Raw genomic sequence first — 26,559 nt, 5'->3', positions numbered from 1 at the left:
ACAAGTGCGAGAGATTTGTAAATTGAAGTAAATAACAATGGTTCGCATTTGCTTTGCTCCTTGCAATCGTGGCATGCTTTGAGAATGTGCTCTCACGCTGCGGCGTAGTGCCTCATCCGTAGCGTCTCGATTATTTTTTAAGCAAATGCATAAAATCCTCTTTCACTGCCTGGCGGGCGGCAGCCTGCTCGTGTCCGGCGCCGCTGTCCAGGCGCAAACCGTCACCGGCGATACCGTCGTCAAGCCCGCACCGGCCAAGGCGCCCGCCGTCGATGCTCCCGCTACCGTCAGCGTGACGGCCGAACGTCCCACGGGCCGCATCGACCGGCAAGTTTACGACGTCAAGTCCGACGTGGGCAGCACCAACGGTACGGCAGCCGATGCCTTGAACAATGTGCCTTCGGTGGCCGTCGACCCCGACGGTTCGGTGTCCTTGCGCGGCAGCAGCAATGTGCAGATATTGATCGATGGCAAGCCGTCGGCCATGCTACAGGGCGATTCACGGGGCGCCACGTTGAACGCCATGGCGGCCGACGATATCGAATCCGTGGAAGTGATCAACAATCCCGGCGCCCAGTTCGGCAACGAAGCCGGTGGCGGCCCGATTTTGAACCTGGTGATGCGGCGCAACCGCAAGCCGGGCGGCTTTGCCACCGTCAACGCGAATGCGGGCATCGCCGGGCGCTACAACAGCTCCGTCTCCGGTACCTACAATGAAGGTCCGTGGGGCTACCAGGGCGGCATCAATGTGCGCCATGACGGCCGCAATTCCGTGGGCGAGGTCAGCCGCGAGCGCCTGGACCGCGGCACGGGCGCCTTCGCCCCCAGCAGCCAGAGCTCCACGAACAATGGCTTGAACGATTCGCTGGGATTGCACGGCACCGTCAACTACAACCTGAATGCGAACGACACCCTGGCCGCCAGCGTGTCGTACAACGGGCGCAGCAACGACCAGCGCTCGCTGGACCGTTATATCAACGGCGACAGCACGGGCAGCACCATCGGCGACTATGTGCGCAGCACCGTGCGCAACGGCGACAGCCGCAACTACAGCTGGGGCGGGCGCTACGACCACAAGGGCGAGTTGCCTGGCGAAACCCTGAAAATCGACTTGCGCGTGTCGTCGTCCACTAACGAGAGCGACAGCGATTACGCGAATGCCTATGCGATCGCGCCCGTCAACGCGTTTGACAGCCGCGCACGCCAGCACAGCGAGACGGGCAACCGCATCGTCGACTTCAGCGGCGACTACGAGCGTCCACTGGCGGGCGGCACGGCCAAGCTGGGCTACAAGGTGGCCGACAACAAGAGCAGCTTCGACACTTTATATACGGACATCAATCCGGCCAGCCTGGCCGAGACCGTCAATCCCATGCGCAGCAACCGTTTCGAGCTCGACGAGCGCACCATCGCGCTGTACGGTTCCTACCAGATGCGCCTGAGCGAACGCTGGGGCGCGCTGGCCGGCTTGCGCGCCGAATACACGGACTTGAACGTGCGCCAGATCACCAGTGGCGTTGAGGCTGGCAACAAATACGTCAACTATATTCCCAGCCTGTTCGCCACCTATAAAGTCAGCGACGAGAGCAATTTGCGCTTCAGCTACGCGCACCGCATCCGCCGCCCGAATGCGGGCGATTTGAACCCCTACGTGGTCTACCGCGACGAGTTCAATGTGGCGGCCGGCAATCCCAAGCTGAAACCCACGCAGACGGATTCCTTCGAAATCGGCTATGAAACGAAGATCGCGGGCCTGGAAAGCAGCTTGCGCGCCTACCACCGGCGCGACACGGACGCCATCGTCGATTACCGCTATTTTATTAGCGACAATGTGCTGCTGACTACGCGGGAAAACGGCGAAGGCAGCCATTCGAGCGGCCTGGAATTCAGCGTCAGCGGCAAGCTGACGCCGTCCCTGACCCTGAACACGAGCGGCAACCTGGCGCGCAGCCAGCAGACGAGTTCCGACGACCTGGGCAACCGCAGCACGCGCACGGCCAACGCACTGAGCGGCCGTGCGCGCCTCAATTACCAGATCAATGCGGATAACCAGCTGCAACTGGCCCTGCAAATGCAGGGCAAGATGCTGTCGGGACAGGGCTACCGCTCGCCGAACAACACGCTGAACCTCAGTTTACGCCACACGGTGACGCCGCAATTGAGCCTGGTCATGAATGTGACCGATGTGTTCAGCAGCAACAAGATGGAAACCGTCATCAATAGCGCCTCGCTGCGCGAAACGAGCACGCGCCGCTTTGACGGCCGCATGATTTATGTGGGCTTGTCGTACCGCCTGGGCGGCGCCACGTCGGCGGCCAAGGAGGGCGAACGGGAGCCGCGCTTCGGTCCGCCGGGCGGACGGGGGCCAGGCGGACCCGGCCCCGGACCGGGCGGCGAAGCAGGCTAGGCCGCCCACGCGATTTCGTGCAGGAAGTCGATGAAATCGTCCATATGGAGCTCGAAGCGCCATTCGCCTGCGCCATGTCTGGCGCGGTACACGGGCAAGTCGCCGTCGATGCTTCTTTCTTCCAGGTGCACGCAGTACGGGTCGCCGCCCGCATCGGCAATCACCACGAGCTTCGACTGCCAGCTCGCGATGTTGTGATTATGCACGGCATGGACGGCGTAGCCGTGCTGGGCCTCCACCAGCTCCGCCGCGCCGTACAGATGCAGGCCCTGCGGGAAGCGCTTGCCGTCGACATGCACGCGCAGCGGCGAATAGAATTGCAGGAAATGGCGGTAGATTTCCGGCAAGACCCATTGCGCGTCGATCTCGGCCATGTCCTTGGCGCTGGCCATGGTCAGCCAGTTCGACGGTTGCGCCAGGTCTTGCTCGCGCTGGCGCCGCAGCGCCAGTTTCCGTTCCAGGAAGGCGGCTGCTACTTGCAGGCGCGACCGCGGCTTGGCCAGCGTCTCATGCTTGGCGGGCGCCTTGTAGCCTGCACCGTCAGGGTAGCCGTCCGCTTGCCAGTCCAGCACGGCGCTTAGTCTCAGCTGCTCTGCCTTCCAGTGGCCGGGATCGGACGGCAAGTCCTGGTCAAACGGCTGGCGGCTGAACACGGCCAGGCTCTTGATCGCCTTGGCGCGCACTTCCAGCCTGGTGGCGCCGGACGCTGCCAGCGCCACCAGGGGCGCATACGCGTCCACGCCTATACTTTTCAGCAAGCCATCGACGCCCCAGTACGCCAGTGCGGGCTGCTCCAGTGCCCAGGCGAAAAAGGCCGCATGTTGACTGCCTTCCACCAGATGCACGATATCCGTCATCAAAAAGGTGCGCCAGTGCAGCAGTTGTCCATCGCGCGCATACGCCGTCAGGATGTCGAGCACGGCCAGCCTGTCGTCCGCGGCATGCTTTTTCAGCAGCCGCTCTTTCAGCCGGGCGAACTTGCTGCCATCCGTTTCATCAAACAGCTTGCGGTGCAGGGCGGCGAGTGCTGTGACCGCCATCAGACGGCCATCGCCGCCTTGATGGGCGCGTGGTGTTCATAGCCTTCCAGCGAGAAATCCGACGGTTCGATCTTTTCGAGCCATTCCGGCTCGTACTTGCCCGTCTTCGCGTAGTCGGGCACGCGGTCGGAAATGACGAAACGGGGCGCCGGGAACGGCGTGCGCTTCAATTGTTCTTCCACCATGTCGAGGTGGTTTTCATAGATGTGCGCGTCGCCGATGAAGTAGGTGAACCAGCGCGGCGTGTAGCCCGTCAGGCGCGCCACCAGGTGCAGCAGGGCGGCGCCTTCGGCGATGTTGAACGGCGTGCCCAGGCCGATATCGTTGCTGCGTACATATAAACACAGCGAAATTTCGCGCGTGCTGGCGTTCGGGATGAACTGGTACAGCAAATGGCAGGCGGGCAGGGCGACGGCGTCCAGCACGGCCGGGTTCCAGCCGTGGAACAGGATGCGCCGGCTGCCCGGATTGGTCATGATGGTGTCCAGGCATTCGCGCAACTGGTCGACGGCCTTGTACAGCAGCACTTTTTGCACGCCGTTCTCGACGATGGGGGCGACCAAGCTAAAGCCGTTCGCTTGCGCATCGGCGATCTGTGCGGGCTGGTCGGCGTCGAGCAGCTTATATGCGGGCCATTGGCGCCATTGCACGCCGTACACGGGGCCCAGGTCATCCTCGCCTTCGCGGTAGGGGTTGGCCAGCCATTGCGCGTTTTCATTGGCGTTCTGGTCCCAGACCTTGCAGCCCAGGGCGCGGAACTCGGCCGCGTTGCGCGAGGCGCGCAGGAAGGCGCACAATTCGCCGATCACGGATTTGAAAGCCAGTTTCTTGGTTGTCACGGCAGGGAAGTTGCCGTTGGCCAAGTCGAAACGCATCATGGCGCCCGGCACGCTCAGGGTGCGGATGCCCGTGCGGTTGTCTTGCCAGCTGCCCGTTTCGAGCACGGTCTTGATCAAATCTTGATATTGCTGCATGTATTTCTCCAACGGTAAGGATGGTGATTGTAACGCAGGCGCGACAGGCGGGCCGCGGCCCACGCACATAATTACGCTGCCGTCTTACCTGCAAACATGACTCTGTGGTAATTTGTGTGTCCTTGAAGAAATACATAGAAACGGCAGATGCTGCACCATGTTCTTGCGACAATTTGTAAATAATAATAACGCCGCCGTGGTGGAGATGAGCAGGGCCGATTTTCTCAAGGCTAACCTGCGCCTGATCCTCGCCTGGCCCTTGCTGGGCCTGATCCTGTGCGCGGTATTGTGGACGGCCACCTTGCTGCAGCTGGAAGCGGAAAAGAAGGTGGCGCAGCAGCAGGCGCTCGACAGCGTGTCTTCCTTGTCGAAAGCATATGGCCAGTACCTGCTGCGCACCCTGGAGCAGATGGACCAGCTGACCTTGCAGCTCAAGTATGAATGGGAAAACTCGCGCGGCCAGCTGCGCCTCGACCAATTGAAGACGCAGGGCATGTATGCCTTGCCGCAATTTGCCATCGTCGCCATCCTCGACCGCAAAGGCCATCCCGTGACGGCCACGGCGCCGTTGCAGCGGCTGCGCGTCAACGAGCGCAGCGATTTCCTGTTGCGCCACTGGCGCAGCAATTCCAGCGCGCTGCGCATCGCGCTGGGGAGGGCCAGCGAGGCGGCCCCGTCAGCGCCGGGCGCCGGCGAAAGCCTCGTGCATTTCACGCGCCGGCTGGAAGACGAGGATGGCAATTTCGACGGCGTGCTGCTCATTTCCATCCATTCCAGCTATTTTTCCGAATTCTATAACAGCGTCAATTTTGGCAAGTTCGGCATGTCGGCCATGGTGGGCGAAGAGGGCGAGCTGTTCAGTACGCGCCTGGGCTCGCGCGTGCTGCCGACGCAGAGCGGCCAGGGCACGCCGTTTCTCGACACCAGCTTCCTGGAAACGGAGAGCGGCGCCCTGCATTCGGGCGGCAGGATAGCTTTTTCCGACAAGCAAAATCGCTATGTGGGCTGGCAGGCGCTGAAAGCCTATCCGTTTACGGCCGTGGTCGGACTGTCGGACGGCGAAATGCTGCATCCCTACGAGGAAACGCGCACGATTTATCTCGGCATCGCCCTGGCCGTCACCGTGCTGCTGCTGGCCTTTGCCGCCGTCGCCACCGTGCTGTCGCTGCGCCTGGCGTGGCGCCACCACCAGTCCGAAGGCGTGCGCAATGCCTACCGCATGGCCACCGAGGGCACGAGCGACGGCTTTTATATCATCGCCGCCCTGCGCGGCGCGGATGGCAGCATCCTCGACTTCGAGATCGTCGACTGCAACGAGCCGGGCGCAGGCTACTTTGGCGTGCGCCGCGAACAGTTGCTGGGCATGCGCCTGCAGTCGCGCGCCCACGAGCCGTATTTCCGCGACTTGATCCATAATTACCGGGCCGCCATGGTCTCCGGTTTTTCCGAGGAAGAGATCGAATTGCCGGAAGGCAACCCATTCAAGCTGCGCTGGATACGCCGGCGCCTGGTGCGCAGCGGCGACCGCCTGGCCGTCACCCTGCAAGACATCAGCACGGCCAAGGAGCACGAGCGCGACTTGCGCCGCCTGGCCAATGAAGACGGTTTGACGGGCTTGCCCAACCGCTACTGGCTGCAGCAATTCCTGCCCGGCGCCCTGGGCCGCGCGGCCATCGCGCGGCACATGCTGGCGCTGCTGTTCATCGATCTGGACGGCTTCAAGGATATCAACGACACGCAGGGCCACGCGGAGGGAGACAAGGTGCTGCGCGCCGCCTCCCTGCGCCTGAAGGCCGTGCTGCGGCCGGGCGACCACGTGGTGCGCCTGGGCGGCGACGAATTCGTCGTCGTGCTCGACCCGGTAGAGGACGACAGCCGCGCCGAGCAGGTGGCGCAGCGCATCGCCATCGCCTTCGACGAGCCGTTTTACCTGGGCAGCGAACGCCACAAGATGGGCGCCTCGATCGGCATCAGCCTGTATCCGCGCGATGGGGCCGAGACGGAAGTGCTGCTGAAGAACGCCGACATCGCCATGTATGCCGTGAAAGTGGCGGGCAAGGGCCATCACCGTTTTTTCCAGCCGGAATTGTTCGAAACCATCCGCAACCGCCGCGAACTGGAGCAAAGCCTGGTGGCGGCGCTGGAGCAGGATCAGTTCCTCGTCGTCTACCAGCCGAGGGTCGATGCCATGAGCGGGCAGCTGTGCAGCATGGAGGCGCTGGTGCGCTGGCACCATCCGCAGCACGGCATGGTGCCGCCGCTGGAATTCATTCCCGTGGCCGAGAGCAGCGGCCTGATTTCCCAGCTGGGCGAAGTCGTCATCGAAAAGGTGTGCCTGCAGATGGCGCGCTGGCAAGCCAGCGGACTGGAACTGGTGCCAGTCTCCATCAACGTCTCGGCGCGCCAGTTCGGCCGCGGCGACGTGCACCAGGTGCTGGCGTCCGCGCTGACGCGCCACCGCATCGATGCGCGCCTGATCGAGGTGGAAATCACGGAATCGGCCATGATGGATGAACAGAACCGCGCCGTGGAGCAGTTGTCCGCCATCCGCGCGCTGGGCGTGCGCCTGCTGGTCGACGATTTCGGCACCGGCTATTCTTCGCTGTCGCAGCTGCAGAAGTTCGCCATGGATGGCTTGAAGATCGACCGCGCCTTCACCATGGAGCTGGGCCGCTCGGAGCAGGGCGAAGTGTTCGTGCGCGCCATCCTGTCGATGGCGCATGCGCTGGGCATGAGCGTGGTGGCCGAAGGGGTGGAGACGCGCGAGCAGCTCGACATCCTGCGCACCCTGCAATGCAATGAAGTACAGGGCTATTTCATCTCGCGTCCCGTGCCGGCGGAACAGATGCTGTCGCTGATGCATCAGCGCTTTCTGATACCGCTTCCAGCCCCTGCATTGGCACTGTAGAAGGTCGTATGCGCAGGAAAAACAACGCCGTTTCATAAAAAGAGCGAACGTTCGCTTTTTTCTAAAAAATATTATATGCTTCGCTCATGCCGTCAGTGAATTGGAGTTCACGGCGGCAAGAAAAGTGCAAGACGGGGCAGCTGGATATGCCCGCGATAGTGTGCCGAAGACAATTTCATATAATAAAGAGAGACCAACTTGAAACATAAATATCTGCCCCTCCTGATCGTTGCCGCATTCGCCGGCATTTCCTCCACCGCACAAGCATCGGGCTACCGTTTCGGCTCGCAAAGCGTTTCCGCCCAGGGCACGGCCGATGCCAGCGGCGCCGAAGCGGCCGACGCATCGACCATTTTCTACAACCCGGCCGGCCTGTCGCGCCTGGAAGGCACGCAGTTCGTTGGCGGCGGCACCCTGGTGGTGCCGCATTCGACATTCCAGGACAAGGGGTCCTTCAATTTCACGCGCACGCCCACGGGCGGCACGACCAAGGACTATGTACCGGATGTAGTCTTTGCGCCTGCCGTGTATGCCAGCAAAAAAATCGATGAACAATGGACCGTCGGCATGGGACTGTTCGTGCCCTACGGCGCCAAGCTTGACTATGGCAACAGCTGGAGCGGCCGCTATGCGATCACCAACATCAAGCTCGAAGCGATCGCCCTGAATCCTTCCGTGTCGTTCAAGCTGGACCAGCACCACTCGTTCGGCTTCGGCATCACGGCCGAATACATGAAGGCGGAACTGGGCCAGGCGGTGGACGTGCCGGGTACGGTCAAGGCCCTGAGTGCGAATCCAACCATCTCGAAGGCATTCCTGGCGAGTGTTGCTCAAGCGCAAGGTCTAGCTGCCGCGAATGCTGCCGGCATTGCATTGGCGGGCGCCAAGGATGGCCACGCCTCGATGGATGGCGACGACTGGGGCTTCGGCTTCAATCTGGGTTACCTGTACCAGATGAATGAAGGCACGCGTTTCGGTATTTCCTACCGCTCGTCGATTTCGCACAAGCTGAAAGGCGACACCATCTGGGACTTCTCGCAAGTGTCGAATAATGCTGCCGTGAATGGCTTCATCAGCGGTGCATCGGGCAAGGTCAATTCCAAGGCGCTGGTCGAACTGCGCACGCCGGAAACCGTATCGATCAACGCCTTCCACCAGATGGATGATCGTTGGGCCTTGATGGGCGACGTCACCTGGACCCGTACTTCGCGCCTGCAGAACCTGGACATCCAGTTCCCGCCGACGGCCGAAGGCGCCGAGCGCATCCGCCAGAACTGGAAAGACACCTACCGTGTTTCGCTGGGTACCAACTACAAGTACAACGAAAACCTGCTGCTGCGCGCCGGTATCGCGCATGACCAGGCGCCAGTGCGCAGCGCGGAACTGCGCCACCCAGCCTTGCCGGACAGCGACCGCATGCAGTACTCGATCGGCGCGAACTGGAAGCTGAACGCCAATTCCTCGATCGACCTGGCCTACAGCTATATCGATTTCAAGGATGCTGACGTCAACTACACAAACGACTGCTCGCCGGTTAAAAAGGGCTGCACCGGCAACGGTGAAACGACAAAGGGCCTGTTCAAGACCCGCATGCAGTTGATCGGTCTCGCTTATAACTACAAGTTCTAAGCAGGTAGTGGCGGCCAACCCGGCCGCCATGAAAGAAAAAAAGCGCCTTCGGGCGCTTTTTTTTTGGTGTCACGATTGTCAATTAATCCCTGGCGCGCATGGCCTGATCCAGCAGGGTCAAGGCCAGCCGCACGCTGTCGTCCGGCAGTTCCAGCAACTGGTCTCCCACATACCATTCCACCACGCTGTGGCCGGGGAGGGCTGCGTGGTTGGCGCGACTGAACAGCCAGATGCCGTGATCGGCGGCCACCTGGTTGCGGATGGCGATAGCCCGTTCGCGACTTACGGGCAAGTGCAGGTGCAGCATGTTCGCTTGCGGACTGGCGGGGTTGACGGCAATGGCCGGGAAGTCGCGCAGCAGCGCGTACAGCCACTGCGTGCGCGCAAAATACTGCGGCATGGCGGCGAGGCGCGCGTCGAACTGCATGGCGGCGGCCACCACCCAGGGCGTGCGGTGCACGATATTGCCGCCCTGGCGGCGGAACCATTCGCGCGCCCGTTCGACGAACGGCCGGCTGCCGGCCAGCATGGCACCACCGAGGCCGCCGATGCCTTTGTACAGCGACACATACACGGAATCGAATCCGTCGCAGATGGCGGGCAGGGACTGGCCGAAACCCGCTTGCGCTTCCCACAGGCGCGCGCCATCCATGTGCAGGTGAATATTGTGCTCGCGGCAGTGCTGTTTGATCTGGCTCAAGTCTTCCCAGGAAGGGCACTGGCCGCCGATTTCGCGCATCGGCAGTTCCAGCTGCGCGGCGCCCAGATGATCGGGCACGGCGCGCAAGTCGTCCACCGTCCACGGGCGGTGCGGGTCGCCGATCATCAAACCCTTGAAGTGATCGAGCAATTCATGGTTGCCCCGCTCGTGGCGCAGGATGTGCGAGGTGGGATGCAGCGCCACCAGGCGCGAGCCGCGGTCCTGGCACGCCAGGCGCAGGGCCGTGACCTGCGTCATGGTGCCCGTGATGCAGAACACGGCGGCCTCGAAACCGAGCAGGCTGGCGATCTTGTTCTCGAACTGTTCGATCAGCGCGCCTTCGCCGTAGGTATCGTGCGCCACATCGTTGGCGTCGCACCAGGCGGCCATGGCGGCAAAGGTGGCGCTTGGGGCGGGCTGGCGGTGGCCCGGCAGGACGGTGTGGCAGCGCTGGCGCAGTTCGAGTTCGGTCACGGTGGTTTCCTTACAGGGTGGCCGTGGCCAGTTTCGCGCCGAAGCCGATGAACATGGCGCCCACGCCGCCGCCCATGCCGGCCGACAGGCGGCGACGGCGGCGGAAGGTCTCGGCCAGGCGCGCGCCGACAAAAATGATGGCCGTCAGGTAGGTAAAGCTGATCACCTGACAGATCAGGCCCAGGCCGGTGAAGGACAGCACGGGATTCGGGAAGGCCGGGTCGACGAACTGGATGAAGAAGGAAATGAAGAACAAAATGGCCTTCGGGTTCATCAGGCTGATGATCAGCGCCTTGCGGAACGGGTCGCTTTCCTTGACGGGGGCAGGGACGGCCGCCGCTTCGCCTTCGGCAGCGCTTGGTGCGCGCAGCTTGCGCCAACAGCCAATCAGCATCTGCAGGCCGATCCAGCCCAGGTAGGCCGCGCCGATGTATTTCACCACATAGAACAGGGCCGGGCTGGCTTTGAGCAGGGAGGCCACGCCGCAGGCCGACAGCACCATCAGTATCAGGTCGCCGGCGAAGATGCCGAAGGCGCCTTGGTAGGCGGGGCGCACGCCGCGCTGGGCGGCGACCGACAGCACATACATGGAATTGGGGCCGGGCAGGATGACGATGAAGATGGTCCCCAATAAAAAGGTCCAGAAATCGGTGATGCCCAGGTTGGCGTGGAAAAGTGCGTTCATGGCTGTTTTTGCTTAGTTGATCTGTACGTTGTGAAATTGCAGTGCGGCAAGGTTTGCATAGATGCCTTTCATTGCGACCAGCGACGCATGCGTGCCCGTCTCGACGATCTTGCCGTCTTCCATGACGATGATGCGGTCGGCCCGCTGCACGGTGGCCAGGCGGTGGGCGATGATGACCGTGGTGCGGCCCACCATGGCCGCTTCCAGCGCCTTTTGCACCAGGCGTTCCGATTCCGCGTCCAGCGCGCTGGTGGCTTCATCGAGCAGCAGCAGCGGCGGGTTTTTCAGCAGGGCGCGGGCGATGGCGATGCGCTGGCGCTGGCCGCCGGACAGGCGCACGCCCCGTTCGCCGAGGAAGGATTTGTAGCCGTTCGGCAGGCGCTCGATGAATTCGTGGGCGGCCGCCATTTTCGCGGCGGCGATCACTTCCTCATCGCTGGCGCCGGCGCGGCCGTAGCGGATGTTTTCCATGGCGTCGGCCGAGAAAATCACGGTATCCTGCGGCACGATGCCGATGGCGTCGCGCAGGGTGTGCAGGTCCAGCTGCTTGATATCCACGCCATCGAGGCGGATGCTGCCGCTTTGCGGGTCATAGAAGCGCAGGAACAGCTGGAACAGGGTGGTCTTGCCGGCGCCGGAAGGGCCGACGACGGCCACCGTTTCGCCGGCGCGGATGTCGAGGCTGACGTGATCCAGCGCGTGGGTGTCCGGGCGCGACGGGTAGGAGAACATGACATTGTCCAATGTCAAGGCGGCGCCGGTGGCGGCGCGTGCGGGCAGCGGCAGCGGCGTGGCCGGCGAGGCGATTTCCGACTTGACGGCCATCAGTTCCAGCAAGCGCTCGGTGGCGCCGGCGGCGCGCTGCGCTTCGCCCATGACTTCGGACAGGGCGCCGATGGCGCCGGCCACGATGGAGGCGTACAGGATGAACTGGCCCAGGTCGCCGCCCGTCATCGAGCCTTCCAGCACGGCGCGCGCGCCCAGCCACAGCACGAAGACGATGGTGCCGAACACCAGCAAAATCGCGATCATGGTCAAGAGGGCGCGGGCGCGGATACGGCGCATGGCCGTCATGAAGGCGCCTTCGACGGAGTCGCCAAAGCGTTTCGATTCGATTTTCTCGTGCGTGAACGCTTGCACGGTGGGCATGGCGTTGAGGATTTCGCCGGCCATGGCCGATGCGTCGGCGATGCGGTCCTGCGAGTCGCGCGACAGCTTGCGCACCTTGCGGCCAAACACGATGATGGGCACGACGACGAGAATCAAGAGGCCGATGATGATGCCCGCCAGCTTGGCGCTGGTGACGAACAGCATCACCAGGCCGCCCAGGAACAGCAGCACATTGCGCAGCGCCATCGAGATGCTGGTGCCGACGACGGCCTGTATCAGGGTCGTGTCGGTGGTGATGCGCGACAGGACTTCGCCCGTCTGCGTGGTTTCAAAGAATTCGGGGCTTTGCGTGACGACGTGGCGGTACACGGCGCTGCGGATATCGGCCGTGACGCGCTCGCCCAGCCACGACACCGTGTAAAAGCGCGCGGCCGTGGCCAGCGCCAGGATGGACGCCACGCCGAACAGGGCGAGGAAGACCAGGTCGACGTGCTGGATGCTCTTCGAGCCGGCCGCGCCGCCGAAACCGAGGTCGATCATCTGCTTGAAGGCGGCGGGAATGGCCAGGGTGGAGGCGGCGGCCACCACCAGCGCGATACCGGCCAGGAAGAACTGCTTGCGGTACGGCGTCAAAAAGGGCATCAAGCCCTTGAAGGCGGCCAGGCTGCCTTTTTTCAGTTCGCGGCTGGTGCCGGTGTCGGGAGTCGATGCGGTGCTTGCTGTACTGGTACTGCCTGTTTCTGTGCTGGTTGTCATTGTTTTTCGCTTTGATTTACATATTCGGTAGTGCTTACAACTTCATCGGCTGGACGTAGCCCGTCATTTCCAGGTAGGCGCGGCCCACGGGCTGGCCGTCGCGCTCCACCGTCACGGCGCCTTCCCAGTACACGGCGCCCGTCGAGCGGCGCGAATCGAGTTCCTGGTCCGCTTGCAGCGGCTTGATCTGCCAGCGCGTCGCGCCCGTGCGGATCTCGGTGGCGACCGGGTATTCGGCCTGCGTGCGGGGCGAGCGCCACAGCTGCGTGGGTGTGAAATCGACGTCGCCGGGCGCGAACTGCGTCATCTTACCGGACGCGTCGCGCCATGTCGCGTGCGCCCATAGTTTAGCACCTGTCTTGCTGCGGATCTGGAAGGCCATCAGGGCGCCGCCGTCGTCGAGGTTGGCACCTATCCAGTTCCAGCCGCTGGCGTCCGCATCGAGCACCTGGCTGGACCACTCGTGATCGAGCCAGGTGGCGCCCGTCACGGCTTCCGGCTTGCCGCCCGCGCGCGCGATGGTGCCCGTCGTGCGCAGCTGCGGCTTGCTGTAGTAGTAACTCGATTGCGCGAGCCGGGCGCCCTTGCGCGAGTAGCCGCCAACGCCTTGCAGCAGCACGGGCTGGGTGGGCGCGAGGGTCAGCTGCAGGTTGAATTCGCGCGCGGCCAGGCTGACCCGGTAGCTGCCATCCGTTTGCCGCTGCATGCGCCAGTCGTCGAGTTTCACGTCCGTGTCGCCCACCTTGGCGTAGGCCAGGCCGAAACCCTCGCGCGCGCTTTTCTCGTCGTGCAGCAGCTTGCCGACCTTGGGATCGGACAGGGCCGCATGGCCGATGATCAGCTGTTTCGGCGCAAACGCGCTGGGGTTATCCGTATCGGTGGCCGTGGCGCTGCGAAAGAAGGTCACCTGGTAGCCCAGCTGCTCGCCGCCGGCCGTTTTGACCCATCCCGTGGCGTACCACCATTCCGTTTTATACGCGGGGTGGGCGCCGAAGTCGTGCGGCAGGCGCAGGGTCTGGCCGGCCGGCAGCGGCGTGACGGGGGCAAAGGCGGGCGGCGCGGCCAGCGCAGGTAGCGCCAGCGCCAATGACAAGATGAAAACACGGCGCATTACCAGTCCTCCCTGACGGCGCGGATGGGGCCAGCGGACAAGGCTTGTCTGCCCGCGATCAGCGCCGTGGCGGCGGCCGCCGTCAGCAGGGCGCCGGCCACGGTGGCGATCAATGGCCACGGCAAGTGCAGCTGCATGGTCCAGTGGAACGATTGCGGATTGACGATGAAGACGAGCACAAAGCTGATCAACAGGCCCAGGATGAAACCGGTGGCGATGCCCAGCGCCGTCAGCGCGCCTCCTTCGAGCGCCAGGATGGACAAAATCTGCCCGCGCGTCACGCCCACGTGGCGCAGCATACCGAATTCGCGGGCGCGCGCCAGGGTTTGCGCGGAAAACGTGGCGGCCACGCCGAACAGGCCGATGACGATGGCGATGGCTTCCAGCAGATACGTGACGGCGAAGCTGCGGTCGAAAATCTGCAGGCTCAGGGCGCGGATGGCCGACGGATTCGACACTTCCAGGCTGGCGCCGAACGGCAGCGCTTTCAGGCGCTGTTGCAGCGCGTCGCCCGTGGCGTCCTTGGCCAGCCACAGGGCGGCGTCGCTGACATCGAGGTCGCCCGTCAGCGCGCGGTAGTCGTCCAGCGGCATCTGGATGGCGCCGGAAGAGCGCGCATAGTCGCGCCAGATGCCGGCGATGAAGAACTTGTGCAAGCCGCCTGCCAGCGGCAGGGCTATCTGCTGGCCCGGTTTGACGTTGTACAGGTCGGCCGCCGCCTCCGACAGCCACACGGGTTTTACCCCCACCGGCACGGGTAAGGTTTCACCCACCAGCACCATGCTCTTGCCCGGATCGGACAGCAGGATCGGGCGCGCCAGCAGCATCACATTCGGACGGTCGGGCGCCAGCGACAGCGAGCGCAGGCGCTGGAAATCCACCCTGGCCACTTCGGGCAGGGCGGTGATGCTGGCCTGTTCGCGTGGATTCAAGCCTGCCGTGCCGCCGCTGGCGGCCGTGCGCGCGTACACGTCGGCCGGCAAGATCTGCAGCAGCCAGTCGTCGACGGAAACGCGGAAACTCGACACCATGATGGCCATCGCCACCATCAGGCTAAAGCTCGACAGCACGCCGCCGAGGGCGATGCCGGCCTGGCCCGAGGCGTTCGCCAGGCGGGCCAGGGTCAGGCTGCGCACGGGCGCATGCAGGCTGGTCTCCGTGCGCAGCCAGGCGCGCTGCAGGAAGCGGAAGACGACGGCGGCCAGTTGCGGCATCAGGGCGATGGCGCCGATCAGCAGCAGCGCGATGGACAGATAGCCGAACAGGGGCAGCTCGAACACGGGCGGCAGGAACGTCAGGGCGCCGGCCAGCAGCAGGCAGACCAGCGCGGGCCAGGTTTTCGCCAGGCGCGTCGTCACGACTTCCTCGCTGCCCGATTTCAGGGCGATGGCGGGCGCCGCGCGCGCCGCTTCCAGCGCGGGCGCGGCGCAGCCCAGCAAGGCGACGCCGAGGCCGAGGATAAAATAGACGAAGGCGGCGACGGGCGTGAACTGCACCTGCGGCTGCACGCCCGCGAAATAGCCGGCGCCCAGGTCGCCGCCGAAGAAGCGCAGGGCCACGGCCGCCATGGCGTAGCCGCCCGCGATGCCCAGGCCTGCGCCGACGACGCCGAGGCTGGCGCCTTCCAGCAGCACCTGGCGCAGCAACCGGCCCCGTTCCATGCCCAGCACGCGCAGCAGCGCGAACTGGCCGCGGCGGCGGATGACGGACAGTGCTTGCGTGGAAAACACGAGGAACGCTCCCGTAAACAGGGCGACGAGGGCCAGCACTGTCAGGTTGACCCGGTAGGCGCGGCTGAGGTTATTGTTGCGGCTATTCTGGTTCTCGTCATTCGGCTGGCCCACCTGGAAACGCCCCGGGTACTGTGCTTCCAGCGCCCGCGCCAACTCGGCCTGGAAGGCGTCGCGGTTGACGCCCTGGCGCAGTTTCAAGTCGATGCGCGACAGCTTGCCCAGCTTGTTGAAGCGCCATTGGGCCGCGCCGATATCCATCACGGCGATGCGCTGGCCGGCGCGCGCGCGCTGCAGCGAACCGGCCACGCGCAGCGGCACCGTGCCCGTGCCCGATTGCAGGGCGACCTGGCCGCCTTGGGCGACAGCCAGCCAGCGCAGGGCGGCCGGCGACAAAAAGACGGCGTCGTCGGCCAGGGTGTCGAAAGGCTGGCCTTCTGCCGGTGCGCCGATCAGGTCGGGCGAGATGAAGCCGGCGCGGAAGACGTCGAGCGCCAGGATGTGCAGCGGGCCGCCATCCTTCTTGCCCGCCACCGTGGCCTGCAGTTCCAGCACGGGCGAAGCGACGGCCACGCCGTCACGCTGCGCCAGCCATGGGTAGATGGCTTCATCGAACAGCGCTTCGCGCCCGGCCACCTGCACGTCGGCCTGGCCGGACAGGCTTTTGACGGCCGTGGAAAATTCATTGAAGGCAGCCGCGTTGATCAGATGGATGGCAAAGCCCAGCGATACGCCGATGGCGATGGCCAGGATGGCGACGAGGGCGCGCACGGGATGCGCGCGCCATTCGCCCAGCAGCAGCCAGCGCGACAGCAGGCGCGTGCCCGCAGAATCGGCTGCCGGCGCACTCAATGCAGGCATTCGACGGCCAGGCGTTCGCCGGCGCGCCGTGCTTTCAATTGCGCCGCATCGCGGTTCTTGTCGCCCGCGCCGACGGCGTCCTGCGCCGCCCATTTCTGTTCCAGGCGCAGCTGCGCGCAGTGCTTCTCGTGGACTTCCTGCTGCCTGGCGCCCCGTTCGCGCGCCTGGTCTTCCAGCTGCTCCTGCTTCTTGCGCGCCGCTTCCATCTGGCTGGCTACCCGTTCCTGGCGCGTGGCCGCACCCTTGTCGACGGCGGGCGGCGGCGCGGGGATTTCCAGGATTTGCAATTGGCCGGCCGTGCAGGGCGTGGCGCTATAGCTGCTCTGGCCATCCTTCACGCACTTGTAGACGTCCTGCGCACTGGCGGAACCGGCCAGCAAGGCCATGGCGCATAGCAGGAGGGGCGACGGCTTCACAATATCTTCCCCGGATTCATGATGTTCTGCGGGTCCAGCGCCTGCTTCACGGCGCGCATCAGCTGCAATTCCAGCGGCGACTTGTAGTGGGCGAGATCGGCCTTTTTCAGCGCGCCGATGCCGTGTTCGGCCGAAATCGAACCCCCAAAAGCGTGCACCTGGTCATGCACGATGCGGTTGATGGCATCCTGGTTGGCGAGGAAATCCCGGTCCGTCATGCCGGCTGGCGGCGCCACGTTGTAATGCAGGTTGCCGTCGCCCAGGTGGCCGAAGCACACGAGCTGGCAGCCGGGGAAGGCTGATTCCAGGGCCGCATCCGTGATGGCGATGAAATCGGCGATACGGGAAATCGGCAGCGAGATGTCGTGCTTGATGTTCTTGCCCGCCTGCGCCTGCGCCAGCGGGATGTGTTCGCGCAGCTGCCACAGTCCCTCGGACTGCGCCACGGAACTGGCGACGACGGCGTCTTCGATCAATTCGACTTCCAGGGCCGCACCGATGCTCGCTTCCAGCAATTCCACGGCGTGCGCCTCGGACTGGCTGCTGGACAATTCGAGCAGCACATATTGGCCGTGCGCGTCGGCGAAAGGGCGCGGCAGCTGCGGGAATTGCTCCGCCACCAGCTGCAAACAGTACTGCGACATCAGCTCGAAACCCGTCAGGCTGGCGCCGCAATGGTCCTGCATCAGCGAGAGCAGGCGCAGTGCGTGGGAGGGCGAGGGCATGGCGGCCAGCGCCGTGATGCAGGCTTTCGGCTGCGGGTACAACTTCATGACCGCGCCGGTGATAATTCCCAGGGTGCCTTCGGCGCCGATGTACAGGTCGCGCAAATCGTAACCCGTATTGTCCTTGCGCAAGCCGCGCAAGCCGCTCCAGATCTCGCCCTGCGGCGTGACCACTTCCAGGCCCAGGCACAGCTCGCGCGTGTTGCCGTAGCGCAGCACGGCCGTGCCGCCCGCATTCGTCGCCAGGTTGCCGCCGATGGTGCAACTGCCTTCGGCCGCCAGCGACAGGGGGAACAGGCAACCGGCGGCGCTGGCTGCTTCCTGGATGGTTTGCAGGATGCAGCCCGCGTCCACCGTGATGGTGCGGTTGACGGGATCGAGCGCGCGGATGCCGTTCAGGCGCGCCAGCGACAGCACGATGGCCGTGCCGGCGGCGTCCGGGATGCTGCCCAGGACCAGGCCCGTGTTGCCGCCTTGCGGCACGACGGGGACGCGCCATTGCGCGCAGGCGCGCAGGATTGCTGCCACTTGTTCCACGGTGGCGGGGCGCAGCACGGCCAGAGCCTTGCCCGTGAAACGGTCGCGCCAGTCGGTGAGGAAGGGCGCCGTGTCGGCGTCCAGGGTGAGGACGTAGGCGTCGCCCAGCAGGTCGCGGCAGGCGGCGAGGAAGTCGGCTTGGTCAGTCATGGGATTGTCGTTCATTTCTTGATGCTCACTTTAGTCACTTTTTCCAGCAATTCCCTGGCCATGCGCTTGGCCGCCTTTTTATATGGGCGCAGATACAGCACGGCGCAGGCAAAATAGATGCAGACGATGGCCGCTTCGCCCCAGGCCATCCGGGCCGAGACGGGGTTCGTGTCGCTGTAGCCGCGCACCACGCCTTCCGTGAAATACAGCAGGATGACCATCGACGACCATTGCAGGGTGTAGACGTCGCGCTTGATGACGCCATACAGGGGTATGAGCAGGGGCGCCGCCTTCAGGACGACCCAGGAGCCGCCCGGCTGCAGCGGCGCGACGATGGTTTCCCACAGTACGCACCAGACGATCAGGGTGACGAGGCTGGCGATGGCGCCCCAGTGAAAATATTTGTGCAGTGCGCCGTGCATCACGCGCCCGCCAGTTTTGCGGCGTTTTCCGCCAGGCGCCGGCCCAGGGCGATGGCCAGGCGCTTTTCATCGTCGCTCAGGGCCTTGTCGCCGTCTATGCCAGACCAGTGCGTGGCGCCATACGGCGAGCCGCCCGTGGACGTCGTCATCAGTTCCGGATGCGTGTAGGGCAAGCCCATGACCAGCATGCCGTGGTGGAAGAGGGGGATCATCATCGACAGCAGGGTCGATTCCTGGCCGCCGTGCAGGCTGCCCGTGGACGTGAACACGCAGGCGGGCTTGCCGGACAGGCTGCCGGCCAGCCAGTCGCTGGCCGTGCCGTCCCAGAAGTACTTCATGGCGGCGGCCATGTTGCCGAAGCGCGTGGGCGAACCCAGGGCCAGGCCCGCGCACTCCTGCAAGTCTTCCAGTTCCACGTAGGGGGCGCCAGCGGGCGGCACTTCCGGCGCCGTCGCTTCCGTCACCGTCGAGACGGCGGGCACGGTGCGCAGGCGGGCGTCGCAACCGGGCACGCTTTCCACTCCCTGGGCTATCAACTCGGCCAACTGGCGCGTGGCGCCATGGCGTGAATAAAACAATACGAGAATAATCAGATTGGTTGGCTTCATCATTGGTATTATAGGGCGCTTTACAGCCTGATACGACTGCTGTCATGGCGCCGTTCTGATTTTGCACATGTTTTCAAAATATATATTCCCGTTCTTCCAATACCTGTGGCGCGCCCTGAGCATCGGGTTGGCCGCCGTGCGCGGCCTGACCTGGTCCGAAACGCGCGACTTGCTGCAGTTCGCGCGCCGCCGCGTGCGCGAGGAAAGCCTGCCGCAGGTGGCCGGCAGCCTGACGTTCGCCACCGTGTTTGCGCTGGTGCCGCTGCTGACCCTGGCCCTGGCCATCTTCACCACTTTCCCGCTATTTAATACCTTCCGCCATGCGCTGGAAGATTATTTCGTGCAAAGCGTGATGCCCAAGGGCATATCGAACACCATCCTCGATTATCTGACCACGTTCGCCTCGAAGGCCACGCGCCTGTCGGCCATCGGCGCGGGCGCCCTGATCGTCACGTCGGTGGGCATGATGGGTTTGATTGAGCGCGTCTTCAACCGCATCTGGCGCGTGCGCCAGGAGCGCCGCTGGACCAAGCGGCTGCTCGTCTACTGGGCCATCGTCACCCTGGGGCCGCTGCTGGTGGGCGTGTCGCTGACGGTGACGTCGCGCCTCTTCATGGCCACCAGCGGCGTGGTGGGCGCCGTGCCTTTCCTGGGCGCCGTGTTTTATACGCTGGTGTCGATCGGCCTGACCATGCTGGCGTTTACCCTGCTGTACATCGCCGTGCCGAACCGCGACGTGGATTGGCGCGACGCGGCCTGGGGCGGTTTGCTGGCGGCGCTGGCGTTCGAGGTGGCCAAGCGGGGTTTTGGCGAATTCATCCAGGAATTTCCCACCTATTCGCGCATCTACGGCGCACTGGCCGCCTTGCCGCTGTTCCTCGTGTGGATTTACCTGAGCTGGATGATTACCCTCGTGGGCGCCTTGCTGGTGGCCGCCTTGCCCGTCGTGAAATACGAACGCTGGTGGTATGAGGCGGCGCCGGGCAGCGAATTCGTCGACGCCGTCGCCATCTTGAAAGTGCTGCACCAGGCTTGCCACTGCGGCGATTCGGCCCTGGTGGGCGCCGCCGAGATCCGCCGCAGCACGCGCCTGGGCTTCGAGGAAATGGAAACCCTGCTCGACAAGATGGTGCAGCAGGGCTGGGTGGGACGAGTCAACGTGGAGGGCGCCGTGCGGGTCCAGTGGGGCAAGCGCGTGGCCGACAGTTCCGACCACTGGGTCTTGCTGGGCAATGTCAACCGCATCAGCCTGGCCGATGTCTACCGGCTGTTCGTCTTCGGCGGCATGCGCGTGAATTCCGGCTACCCGGCCGGTTCCACCAATGAACGCGATATCCAGGCGGCCGAAGAAGCGGCCGCCCTGGCGGCGCAGGTGGAAAACGCCGTGGAGCAGGGACTGGGCCTGACTTTGGCGCAGCATTTCGGCGCCGTCAAATGCAATTGAGCGGTCTTAACTGAGCGGTCTTAGTACACCACGGGCCGCAGGGCCGCCAGCAGCGCCGCTGCCTTGAACGCGGCCGCATCCTGCGCCACCACCACACCCAGATAATACGTGTCTTCGCCGCCGTGCATGTTGATCAGGCGCAGCTGATGCGGCGCCAGGTGGGCGGCGATGGCGGCCAGGCCCTCGGCCATCGCGTCGCCATCCTCGCGCTCCGCCCACGAAAAATCGCGCAGCGCGGGCAGGCCGATATGCTGGACGATGCGCGGCACTTCATCGACGGCTTTCCAGTCCAGGGTGGTGCCGTGGCCCAGCGTGTGGGCGGCCGTGGACCACAGCAGGAAGAAACAGGCCGCTGCGGGCGTGTCGCCTTCATATTCTTCTTCCGGGTCGTCCTCCGCCAGCTCGTCGAGCGTGATGTCCACGCAGCGCGCGGCCAGGTCCGCATCGCCCTGCAAGAACAGGGCGGCCATGCTGCGCAACTGCGCGCGGTCGGCCTTTGCCAGGATTTGCGCGGGCGTAAAGCTGCGGCGCCTGACGGTTTTTTTCCTGCCCAGGCCCATGGCCTCGCTCAACTGGGCCGTGATGGCCGCCTTGAAGTTTTCCACGGTGTCGAACTGTTCCAGCAGCTGGCCCGTGAAATCCATGCTCCAGGCCATGCCATCCTTGACGACATATAAAAAGTCGCTTTGCACGGCCACGCCGCGCAGATGGTGGGCGGGCGGGTACAAAGGCACAAACGCCTGCTTGCCGTCCAGGGTCAGCATGCAGGCCAGGCCTTGCGCATCGATGGCGAAGATCAGGTTCTTGCGCAGCCTGGGCGGCGACGACGTGGTGGCGCAGTCGATGGCTTCGTACTGGCAGGGCGCCAGCAGCTCGCCCTGGCTATCGACCAGGCCAAACAGGAAGCGGCCATCGATGCGCTGGCTGACGATGGCGATCTTTTTCTTGGTGCCGAAATCCTGCACGGAGCTGTAGGCGGGCGGCACCACGACCTTGCCCATCTTGTCGAGCACGCCGCAGACATTGCGTTCGTCATCATCGCCCGTCTGGCGCTCGATGTCGATATAGCCGTCTTCGCGCTCGCCAATGTTGTCGACCCTGTCGATGAGCAGCGTGCCGTCGGGCAGGCGCAGCAAGCGGCTGGCGCCGTCCGGTGCGATCTGCTGTGCCAGGTGGGGGCTGATCACGTACAGGGCGCCGGGCGCGGGCGCCAGCACCACCGTGCCGTTCAGGTCCATGACGCCGTGCGCGTCGGGCTTGTCCGCCGTGGCAAAGGTGATCCAGCCATCGTCCGCGTCGCTGGCGTCCAGGTGAGCGAGGCCCAGCGACAGCGGCGCGATCCAGCGGCCGTACGGCGTGACGAGGCCCCGAATGTCCGGCTGCCCCGCCGCAGCCACCGCGTAGCACAGCGCGTCTTCCACCCATTCCCGCACTTCCAGGCCTTGCAGGAACGGCAGCGCGTTCGCATCCAGTTCCTCGACATCGGCCAGCTGCGCATCGGCCGTGGCCGACCAGTAGCCAATGGCGGGCGATGCGGCGCCGGTGGCCAGCAGGGGCGCCAGCGCTTCCTTGTCGCCGCGCTGCAGGGCAGAGTGCAGGGCTTGCGCCTCGGCGCGCAGGGCTTCGAGCCCGGCCGCGTATTGCGGCGTGTCGATATCGTGCGGGATCAGCTGCACGCAATCGAGGATCAGCCACGCCTGGCCCCCCGCCAGCAGGGCGCTGATGGCGGCGCGCGCGACGATGGCGGCCGCGTCGCGCGGCCTGTTCATCAGGGCGGACAAGGCTTGCCAACTGGCCTGCGCCTGCGCCATCGGCGCGGCCAGCACGCAGGGGCAGTCCTCGCCATCGCCGTAGATGGGCCAGGCGACGGCTTGCGTGCCGGCGCCGATGAGCAGCTTGAACAGCATGGGGGTATCGAGCCGCCATTCGGCCAGGCCCGTGATCGTATCGGTGTCGAAGCCGGCCTGGCCGGGCAGGAGGGCGGTGCTGAACAGGGCTGCGGTATTGATCATTGATATTTATCTAAAAGTGTACGGGGTATTCAGGGCGCTGGCGGCATGACCCAGTGCGCCAGGGCGCCGCGCTCCAGCCCCAGGCGTTGCGCCACGGCGGCCGCTTCGAAGGCCCACAGGCCGTAGTAGCCGCCCAGTCCCTGCGCGCGCAAATGGCCGTTGAACCAGTCTTCGCGCACCAGCGCGCCGTGCCAGCCGGCCAGGTAGTGTTGCAGGTGCTCGAGCTGCTGCGCGCGGTCGTCCGAGTCGAGGCAGTCGTACAGGGCCGTATAGGGTTCGGCGAAATACCATTCGTCGACGGCGGGACGCTGCGGATCGATGGCGGATAGCAGCGCTTCGTACACGCCATCTTCGCCATCGAAGGCCGTCTGCAGGGCGGCGAGGCGCGTGGCCAGGTCGTGGCGGCCGAACAGCAGGCTTGCGCCCAGCAGCTGCAAGGTGCGCGCGTAATCCGTCAATTGTTCGAAATCAAAGGCGGGCAAGGCGTCGTCTGCGTAGGCCGCGGCCAGGGCTGCGCGCGCCGTTTCGCAGGCGGCGATGGCCGCTTCCAGCGCCGTTTCCACGTCAGGCAAGGGCAAGCCTGCCGTGTAGCGCAGCGAGAAGACCTGGTAAGCCGTGCTGGCGGCCGCGCAAGCCCAGTAGGCGTCGTCGCCGCCATCGACTTGCGCCTGCGCCTGCGCGCGGACATAGGCAGCCAGCAGGGCGTCGAGGTAGGCCAGGTTGCGGGCAAAATCGAACGCAGTGTCGTACGTCTCGGGCGGCGCCTGGCGCGGTGCAAGGGGCCAGGGTGCAGATGCCGGCGGGCAGGCATCGGCGCAATCGCGCTGGATGGCCCAGTCGGCGAAGACTTGCAGCAGATACTGCGCCGTCTCGTCGTCGTGCGCGATGGCGCCCGCGCCCACCAGGGTCGTGCCCAGCAGGGTGTAGCCGGGAAAGCGGCTGCTCTCGTAGGCGATGGTGGTCACGCTCTGAATGGCCTTGCCGTCGCTCAGGTCGCGCACGCGGAAGTACACGTCGTCCCAGCCGGCCAGCGGCGGCACCGGCTGGCCCGCCGCCACGGTGCTCCAGCTGCCGTCGGCCTGTTCTTCATAGGCGTCGAGCAGTTCGTCGATGCCGCCGGGGCGGTCGATGCGGTTGTTGGCGTCGTATTGCAGGCCCAGTTCGGCCGCGAAAGCCGCCGCGTGGCGGCCCGCGAACACCAGGTACTGGGCGTTCAGGGTGCCGACCAGCAGGTCGGATTCTTGTCCGGCCACGCCGAGCGCCTGCGGCAGCCGGTACCAGTGGTGGCCCGGGATGCCGGCCATGGGGCCGCCTTCGGCCGCCTGCGGGTTGGCGCAGCGCAGCTGTTCCAGCCATTCATAGCGTTCGCGCCGCGCCGCTTCCGTGCCGCTGCCGCGGCCTGTCAATTCGTCAAACAGGGTATTCAACAACATGGTGCATCTATCCTAAAAAAACACGTGCGTGGCGTGGCGTCATGCCGGCGTGCTTTGCGCAAACGCAAACAGCGCGTCGAGCACGGCGTCCGGTTGTTCGGCCATCAATTCGTGCCCGCTGTCGACCTGCACCACGGTGCCATGCGCGATGCTTGAAGTCAGCAAGCGGGTCGATTTGGGCGGCGTCATCATGTCGCGCGCGCCGAAAATGAACAAAGTGGGGCAGTGTACCGAAGCGGCGGCGATTTCGCCGTTCGCGTAGGCATTGCAGGCGAAAAAATCCGTGTGAAACACGTGATCGGGGTTGAGGGCGGCGATGCGCTGCTTCAGGCGCCGCGCGCCGCCCATGGCATAAAAGCCCGGGCCGGGAAACGACGGCTTTTGCGCGATCGACGAGTGCGACCAGATATTGACCATGTCGATGGCCGCCTGTTCATCGTTCAGCGACGTTTCCAGCAGCGCCGGCGAGACCTTCATCGGGTAGGTGGACCCCAGCATGGCCAGGTGGCTGATCCGCCCGGGCGCCAGGAATGCCGCTTCCAGCGCGATCAATGAACCCATGCTGTGGCCGGCCAGCATGGCCTTGGGCGCGCCGGCTGCGTCCAGCACGGCCAGGATCCAGCGCGCCAGGTCGGCCACATTGTCCCTGGCCCTGCCCCCGCTGCGGCCGTGTCCCGGCAAGTCGACGGCCAGCACGTTCCAGCCGTGGTGGGCAAAGTAGCGCGTCTGCAGGGCCCACACGGAATGGTCGTTCTGCGCGCCGTGGATGAAGACGGCCGTGGGTTGATTCGGGTCAAAAGCTTTGCCGCCCGTGTAGCAGTAGGCGGTGGTATTGTCGATGGTGAACAGCATCTCAGGCGCCTTTCTGCGACAGTTTCAGGCCACGGGCCAGGTCTTCGATCAAATCGTCCGCGTCTTCCAGCCCCACCGATAGACGCATGGTGCCCTGCGTGATGCCTGCCTGTTCCAGCTGATCGTCGGGCACGCGGAAATGCGTGGTGGAAGCGGGGTGGATGACGAGCGACTTGGCGTCGCCCACGTTGGCCAGGTGCGAAAAGATCTTCAGGCTGTCGACAAAGCGCTGGCCGGCCGCGCGGTCGCCGCGCAGGCGGAAGGTGAACACGCCGCCCGCGCCTTTCGGCAGCAGGGTTTTCGCCAGTGCGTAATCGGGATGCGACGGCAGTTCGGGGTAGGACACGGATTCCACGGCCGGATTGGCCAGCAGGAAGTCGATGATCTTGCGCGTATTGGCCACGTGGCGGTCCATGCGTAAACCCAGGGTTTCGACGCCTTGCAGGATGGCGAAGGCATTGTGCGGGCTCATGACCGCGCCGAAATCGCGCAAGCCTTCGCGCCGCGCGCGCAGGGCGAACGGCGCCACCGTCGATTCCTCGGCGAAGACCATGCCGTGGAAACCGTCATACGGTTCGCACAGTTCGGCGAAACGCCCCGTCTTGTCGTAGGCGGCCTGCCAGTCGAAGGTGCCGCCATCGACGAGCAAGCCGCCGATGGCCGTGCCATGGCCGCACAGGAACTTGGTGGCCGAGTGGAACACCAGGTCGGCGCCATGCTCGAAGGGGCGCAGCAGATACGGCGTGGTGAAGGTCGAATCGAGCATCAGCGGCAGGTGGTGCTCGTGCGCCAGGGCGGCAATCCGGGGGATGTCGAGCACGTCGAGGCCGGGGTTGCCCAGGGTTTCGGCGAACAGCACCTTGGTATTCGGGCGGATGGCGGCGCGCCAGGCGTCCACGTCGCGCGGGTCGACGAACGTCGTGGCTATGCCGAAGCGTTTCAAGGTGTAGGCCAGCAGGTTCTGCGAGCCGCCGTACAGGGCGCGCGAGGCGACGATGTGCGATCCGGCACCCGCGATGGTGCATAAACCCAGGTGCATGGCGGCCTGGCCGCTGGCCGTGGCGATGCCGGCCACGCCCCCTTCAAGGGCGGCGATGCGCTCTTCCAGCACGGCGTTGGTGGGATTCGAGATGCGCGAGTACACGTGGCCGGCCCGCTCCATATTGAACAGCGAAGCCGCATGTTCCGAACTCTTGAAGGCAAACGAGGACGTGAAATGGATGGGCGTGGCGCGCGCGCCCGTGGCCGGGTCGGGCGCTGCGCCCGCATGCAGGGATAAAGTGTCGAAACCGGGGTATTTCGGGCCGCTCATGGTGTCTCCGCCAAGTTTTATAGTGGCAAGATCGTAACCTGATTTGCATCTGAGCAAAAGGGCTCGTGTGCAGGGCGCATGGCGCCGTGCTGGCGGGTGGCGTGTGTAACCTGCAGTGTAAAAAAAGTGACCGCTGCGGTGCTGCGGTGGTAGGATACCGGATCAGCGATATTCGGGCTGTTTGACCTGTGCGCGTGCGCCGCGCCGCAGGGAAGGCTGCTACGTGCCAGCGAAATCCTGGGCTTCAGGCGAACTCTCATCGC

The 26,559-nt window shown here is 64.8% G+C and carries 19 protein-coding genes; 4 read left to right on the top strand and 15 right to left on the bottom strand.

Going from position 1 to position 26,559, the window contains the following annotated elements:
* Positions 1–145: 145 nt before the first annotated feature.
* Complete coding sequence (locus tag O3301_RS04810; protein ID WP_305055708.1) at positions 146–2,407, top strand: outer membrane beta-barrel family protein; 2,262 nt, start codon at positions 146–148, stop codon at positions 2,405–2,407.
* Here O3301_RS04810 and O3301_RS04805 read toward each other — a convergent pair.
* Together O3301_RS04805 and O3301_RS04800 are read right to left on the bottom strand one after the other, a co-directional pair.
* Positions 2,404–3,447: an SMI1/KNR4 family protein gene (locus O3301_RS04805; RefSeq protein ID WP_289914466.1), complete on the bottom strand. Its 1,044-nt coding sequence runs from the start codon at positions 3,445–3,447 to the stop codon at positions 2,404–2,406. The two genes, O3301_RS04810 and O3301_RS04805, sit on opposite strands and share 4 nt — an antisense overlap.
* Positions 3,447–4,421 carry a thymidylate synthase gene (locus O3301_RS04800; protein ID WP_305055707.1) on the bottom strand — a complete coding sequence of 325 codons (975 nt, stop codon included), beginning with the start codon at positions 4,419–4,421 and terminating at the stop codon, positions 3,447–3,449. Before O3301_RS04800 ends, O3301_RS04805 begins: the two co-directional genes overlap by 1 nt.
* 205 nt (positions 4,422–4,626) lie before the next feature.
* On the opposite strand from O3301_RS04800, the gene O3301_RS04795 reads away from it, so the two are divergent.
* Both O3301_RS04795 and O3301_RS04790 read left to right on the top strand, forming a co-directional pair.
* The gene (locus O3301_RS04795; protein WP_289910378.1) at positions 4,627–7,329 is read left to right on the top strand and encodes an EAL domain-containing protein; all 2,703 of its coding nucleotides are present in this window, start codon (positions 4,627–4,629) and stop codon (positions 7,327–7,329) included.
* A 198-nt stretch (positions 7,330–7,527) separates the two neighbouring features.
* Positions 7,528–8,958, top strand: coding sequence for an OmpP1/FadL family transporter (locus O3301_RS04790; protein ID WP_305055706.1), 1,431 nt, complete (start codon positions 7,528–7,530; stop codon positions 8,956–8,958).
* Between the two features lie 82 nt (positions 8,959–9,040).
* Here the strand turns inward: O3301_RS04790 and O3301_RS04785 are convergent, their stop codons facing one another.
* From O3301_RS04785 to wrbA, 9 genes are read right to left on the bottom strand one after another with little or no spacing between them, the layout of a single operon-like run.
* Positions 9,041–10,132, bottom strand: coding sequence for a low specificity L-threonine aldolase (locus O3301_RS04785; RefSeq protein WP_305055705.1), 1,092 nt, complete (start codon positions 10,130–10,132; stop codon positions 9,041–9,043).
* Positions 10,133–10,142: 10 nt separating this feature from the next.
* Entirely contained in the window at positions 10,143–10,817 is a 675-nt protein-coding gene (gene leuE, locus O3301_RS04780) for a leucine efflux protein LeuE (protein WP_305055704.1), read from the bottom strand.
* A gap of 12 nt (positions 10,818–10,829) precedes the next feature.
* Positions 10,830–12,683, bottom strand: a complete 1,854-nt coding sequence (locus O3301_RS04775) for an ABC transporter transmembrane domain-containing protein (protein ID WP_251348417.1) — start codon at positions 12,681–12,683, stop codon at positions 10,830–10,832.
* Positions 12,684–12,717: 34 nt separating this feature from the next.
* Positions 12,718–13,794 (bottom strand): carotenoid 1,2-hydratase, encoded by a 1,077-nt coding sequence (locus O3301_RS04770; RefSeq protein WP_289914471.1) that lies wholly within the window; start codon positions 13,792–13,794, stop codon positions 12,718–12,720.
* Complete coding sequence (locus O3301_RS04765) at positions 13,794–16,385, bottom strand: FtsX-like permease family protein (protein ID WP_305055703.1); 2,592 nt, start codon at positions 16,383–16,385, stop codon at positions 13,794–13,796. The genes O3301_RS04770 and O3301_RS04765 overlap by 1 nt, the downstream gene beginning before the upstream one ends.
* Positions 16,373–16,801 carry a DUF4124 domain-containing protein gene (locus O3301_RS04760; protein ID WP_305055702.1) on the bottom strand — a complete coding sequence of 143 codons (429 nt, stop codon included), beginning with the start codon at positions 16,799–16,801 and terminating at the stop codon, positions 16,373–16,375. The genes O3301_RS04765 and O3301_RS04760 overlap by 13 nt, the downstream gene beginning before the upstream one ends.
* The gene (locus O3301_RS04755) at positions 16,798–18,213 is read right to left on the bottom strand and encodes an FAD-binding oxidoreductase (RefSeq protein ID WP_305055701.1); all 1,416 of its coding nucleotides are present in this window, start codon (positions 18,211–18,213) and stop codon (positions 16,798–16,800) included. Before O3301_RS04755 ends, O3301_RS04760 begins: the two co-directional genes overlap by 4 nt.
* A gap of 11 nt (positions 18,214–18,224) precedes the next feature.
* A complete protein-coding gene (locus tag O3301_RS04750) occupies positions 18,225–18,635 on the bottom strand; it encodes a DUF2069 domain-containing protein (protein ID WP_289914475.1) in 411 nt (136 codons plus the stop codon).
* Positions 18,635–19,243, bottom strand: coding sequence for an NAD(P)H:quinone oxidoreductase (gene wrbA, locus O3301_RS04745; RefSeq protein ID WP_305053131.1), 609 nt, complete (start codon positions 19,241–19,243; stop codon positions 18,635–18,637). Before wrbA ends, O3301_RS04750 begins: the two co-directional genes overlap by 1 nt.
* Before the next feature lie 67 nt (positions 19,244–19,310).
* Here wrbA and O3301_RS04740 point away from each other — a divergent pair, with 67 nt between their 5' ends.
* Positions 19,311–20,687, top strand: coding sequence for a YihY family inner membrane protein (locus O3301_RS04740; protein ID WP_289904780.1), 1,377 nt, complete (start codon positions 19,311–19,313; stop codon positions 20,685–20,687).
* 20 nt (positions 20,688–20,707) lie between these two features.
* Here the strand turns inward: O3301_RS04740 and O3301_RS04735 are convergent, their stop codons facing one another.
* The 4 genes from O3301_RS04735 to O3301_RS04720 are packed head-to-tail and all read right to left on the bottom strand — an operon-like array spanning position 20,708 to position 26,296.
* A complete protein-coding gene (locus tag O3301_RS04735; RefSeq protein WP_305055700.1) occupies positions 20,708–22,699 on the bottom strand; it encodes a WG repeat-containing protein in 1,992 nt (663 codons plus the stop codon).
* 29 nt (positions 22,700–22,728) lie between these two features.
* The gene (locus O3301_RS04730; protein WP_305055699.1) at positions 22,729–24,132 is read right to left on the bottom strand and encodes a PoNe immunity protein domain-containing protein; all 1,404 of its coding nucleotides are present in this window, start codon (positions 24,130–24,132) and stop codon (positions 22,729–22,731) included.
* 39 nt (positions 24,133–24,171) lie between these two features.
* Positions 24,172–24,984, bottom strand: a complete 813-nt coding sequence (locus O3301_RS04725; RefSeq protein ID WP_305055698.1) for an alpha/beta fold hydrolase — start codon at positions 24,982–24,984, stop codon at positions 24,172–24,174.
* A gap of 1 nt (position 24,985) precedes the next feature.
* Positions 24,986–26,296, bottom strand: coding sequence for an O-acetylhomoserine aminocarboxypropyltransferase (locus O3301_RS04720; protein ID WP_305055697.1), 1,311 nt, complete (start codon positions 26,294–26,296; stop codon positions 24,986–24,988).
* Positions 26,297–26,559 lie beyond the last annotated feature (263 nt).

The organism is Janthinobacterium sp. SUN211, assembly GCF_030587315.1.
Taxonomy (GTDB): Bacteria; Pseudomonadota; Gammaproteobacteria; order Burkholderiales; family Burkholderiaceae_D; genus Janthinobacterium; species Janthinobacterium kumbetense.
Note: the sequence above shows the minus strand (reverse complement) of the source record. Positions and strands in the feature narration are given on the sequence as shown.

Bases quoted from the DNA above. Each gene is read 5' to 3' on its own strand.
- O3301_RS04810 (WP_305055708.1), top strand. From the start codon at position 146: ATGCATAAAATCCTCTTTCACTGCCTGGCGGGCGGCAGCCTGCTCGTG.
- O3301_RS04805 (WP_289914466.1), bottom strand. From the start codon at position 3,447: ATGGCGGTCACAGCACTCGCCGCCCTGCACCGCAAGCTGTTTGATGAA.
- O3301_RS04800 (WP_305055707.1), bottom strand. From the start codon at position 4,421: ATGCAGCAATATCAAGATTTGATCAAGACCGTGCTCGAAACGGGCAGC.
- O3301_RS04795 (WP_289910378.1), top strand. From the start codon at position 4,627: ATGAGCAGGGCCGATTTTCTCAAGGCTAACCTGCGCCTGATCCTCGCC.
- leuE (WP_305055704.1), bottom strand. From the start codon at position 10,817: ATGAACGCACTTTTCCACGCCAACCTGGGCATCACCGATTTCTGGACC.
- O3301_RS04775 (WP_251348417.1), bottom strand. From the start codon at position 12,683: ATGACAACCAGCACAGAAACAGGCAGTACCAGTACAGCAAGCACCGCA.
- O3301_RS04770 (WP_289914471.1), bottom strand. From the start codon at position 13,794: ATGCGCCGTGTTTTCATCTTGTCATTGGCGCTGGCGCTACCTGCGCTG.
- O3301_RS04765 (WP_305055703.1), bottom strand. From the start codon at position 16,385: ATGCCTGCATTGAGTGCGCCGGCAGCCGATTCTGCGGGCACGCGCCTG.
- O3301_RS04755 (WP_305055701.1), bottom strand. From the start codon at position 18,213: ATGACTGACCAAGCCGACTTCCTCGCCGCCTGCCGCGACCTGCTGGGC.
- O3301_RS04750 (WP_289914475.1), bottom strand. From the start codon at position 18,635: ATGCACGGCGCACTGCACAAATATTTTCACTGGGGCGCCATCGCCAGC.
- wrbA (WP_305053131.1), bottom strand. From the start codon at position 19,243: ATGAAGCCAACCAATCTGATTATTCTCGTATTGTTTTATTCACGCCAT.
- O3301_RS04740 (WP_289904780.1), top strand. From the start codon at position 19,311: ATGTTTTCAAAATATATATTCCCGTTCTTCCAATACCTGTGGCGCGCC.
- O3301_RS04735 (WP_305055700.1), bottom strand. From the start codon at position 22,699: ATGATCAATACCGCAGCCCTGTTCAGCACCGCCCTCCTGCCCGGCCAG.
- O3301_RS04730 (WP_305055699.1), bottom strand. From the start codon at position 24,132: ATGTTGTTGAATACCCTGTTTGACGAATTGACAGGCCGCGGCAGCGGC.
- O3301_RS04725 (WP_305055698.1), bottom strand. From the start codon at position 24,984: ATGCTGTTCACCATCGACAATACCACCGCCTACTGCTACACGGGCGGC.
- O3301_RS04720 (WP_305055697.1), bottom strand. From the start codon at position 26,296: ATGAGCGGCCCGAAATACCCCGGTTTCGACACTTTATCCCTGCATGCG.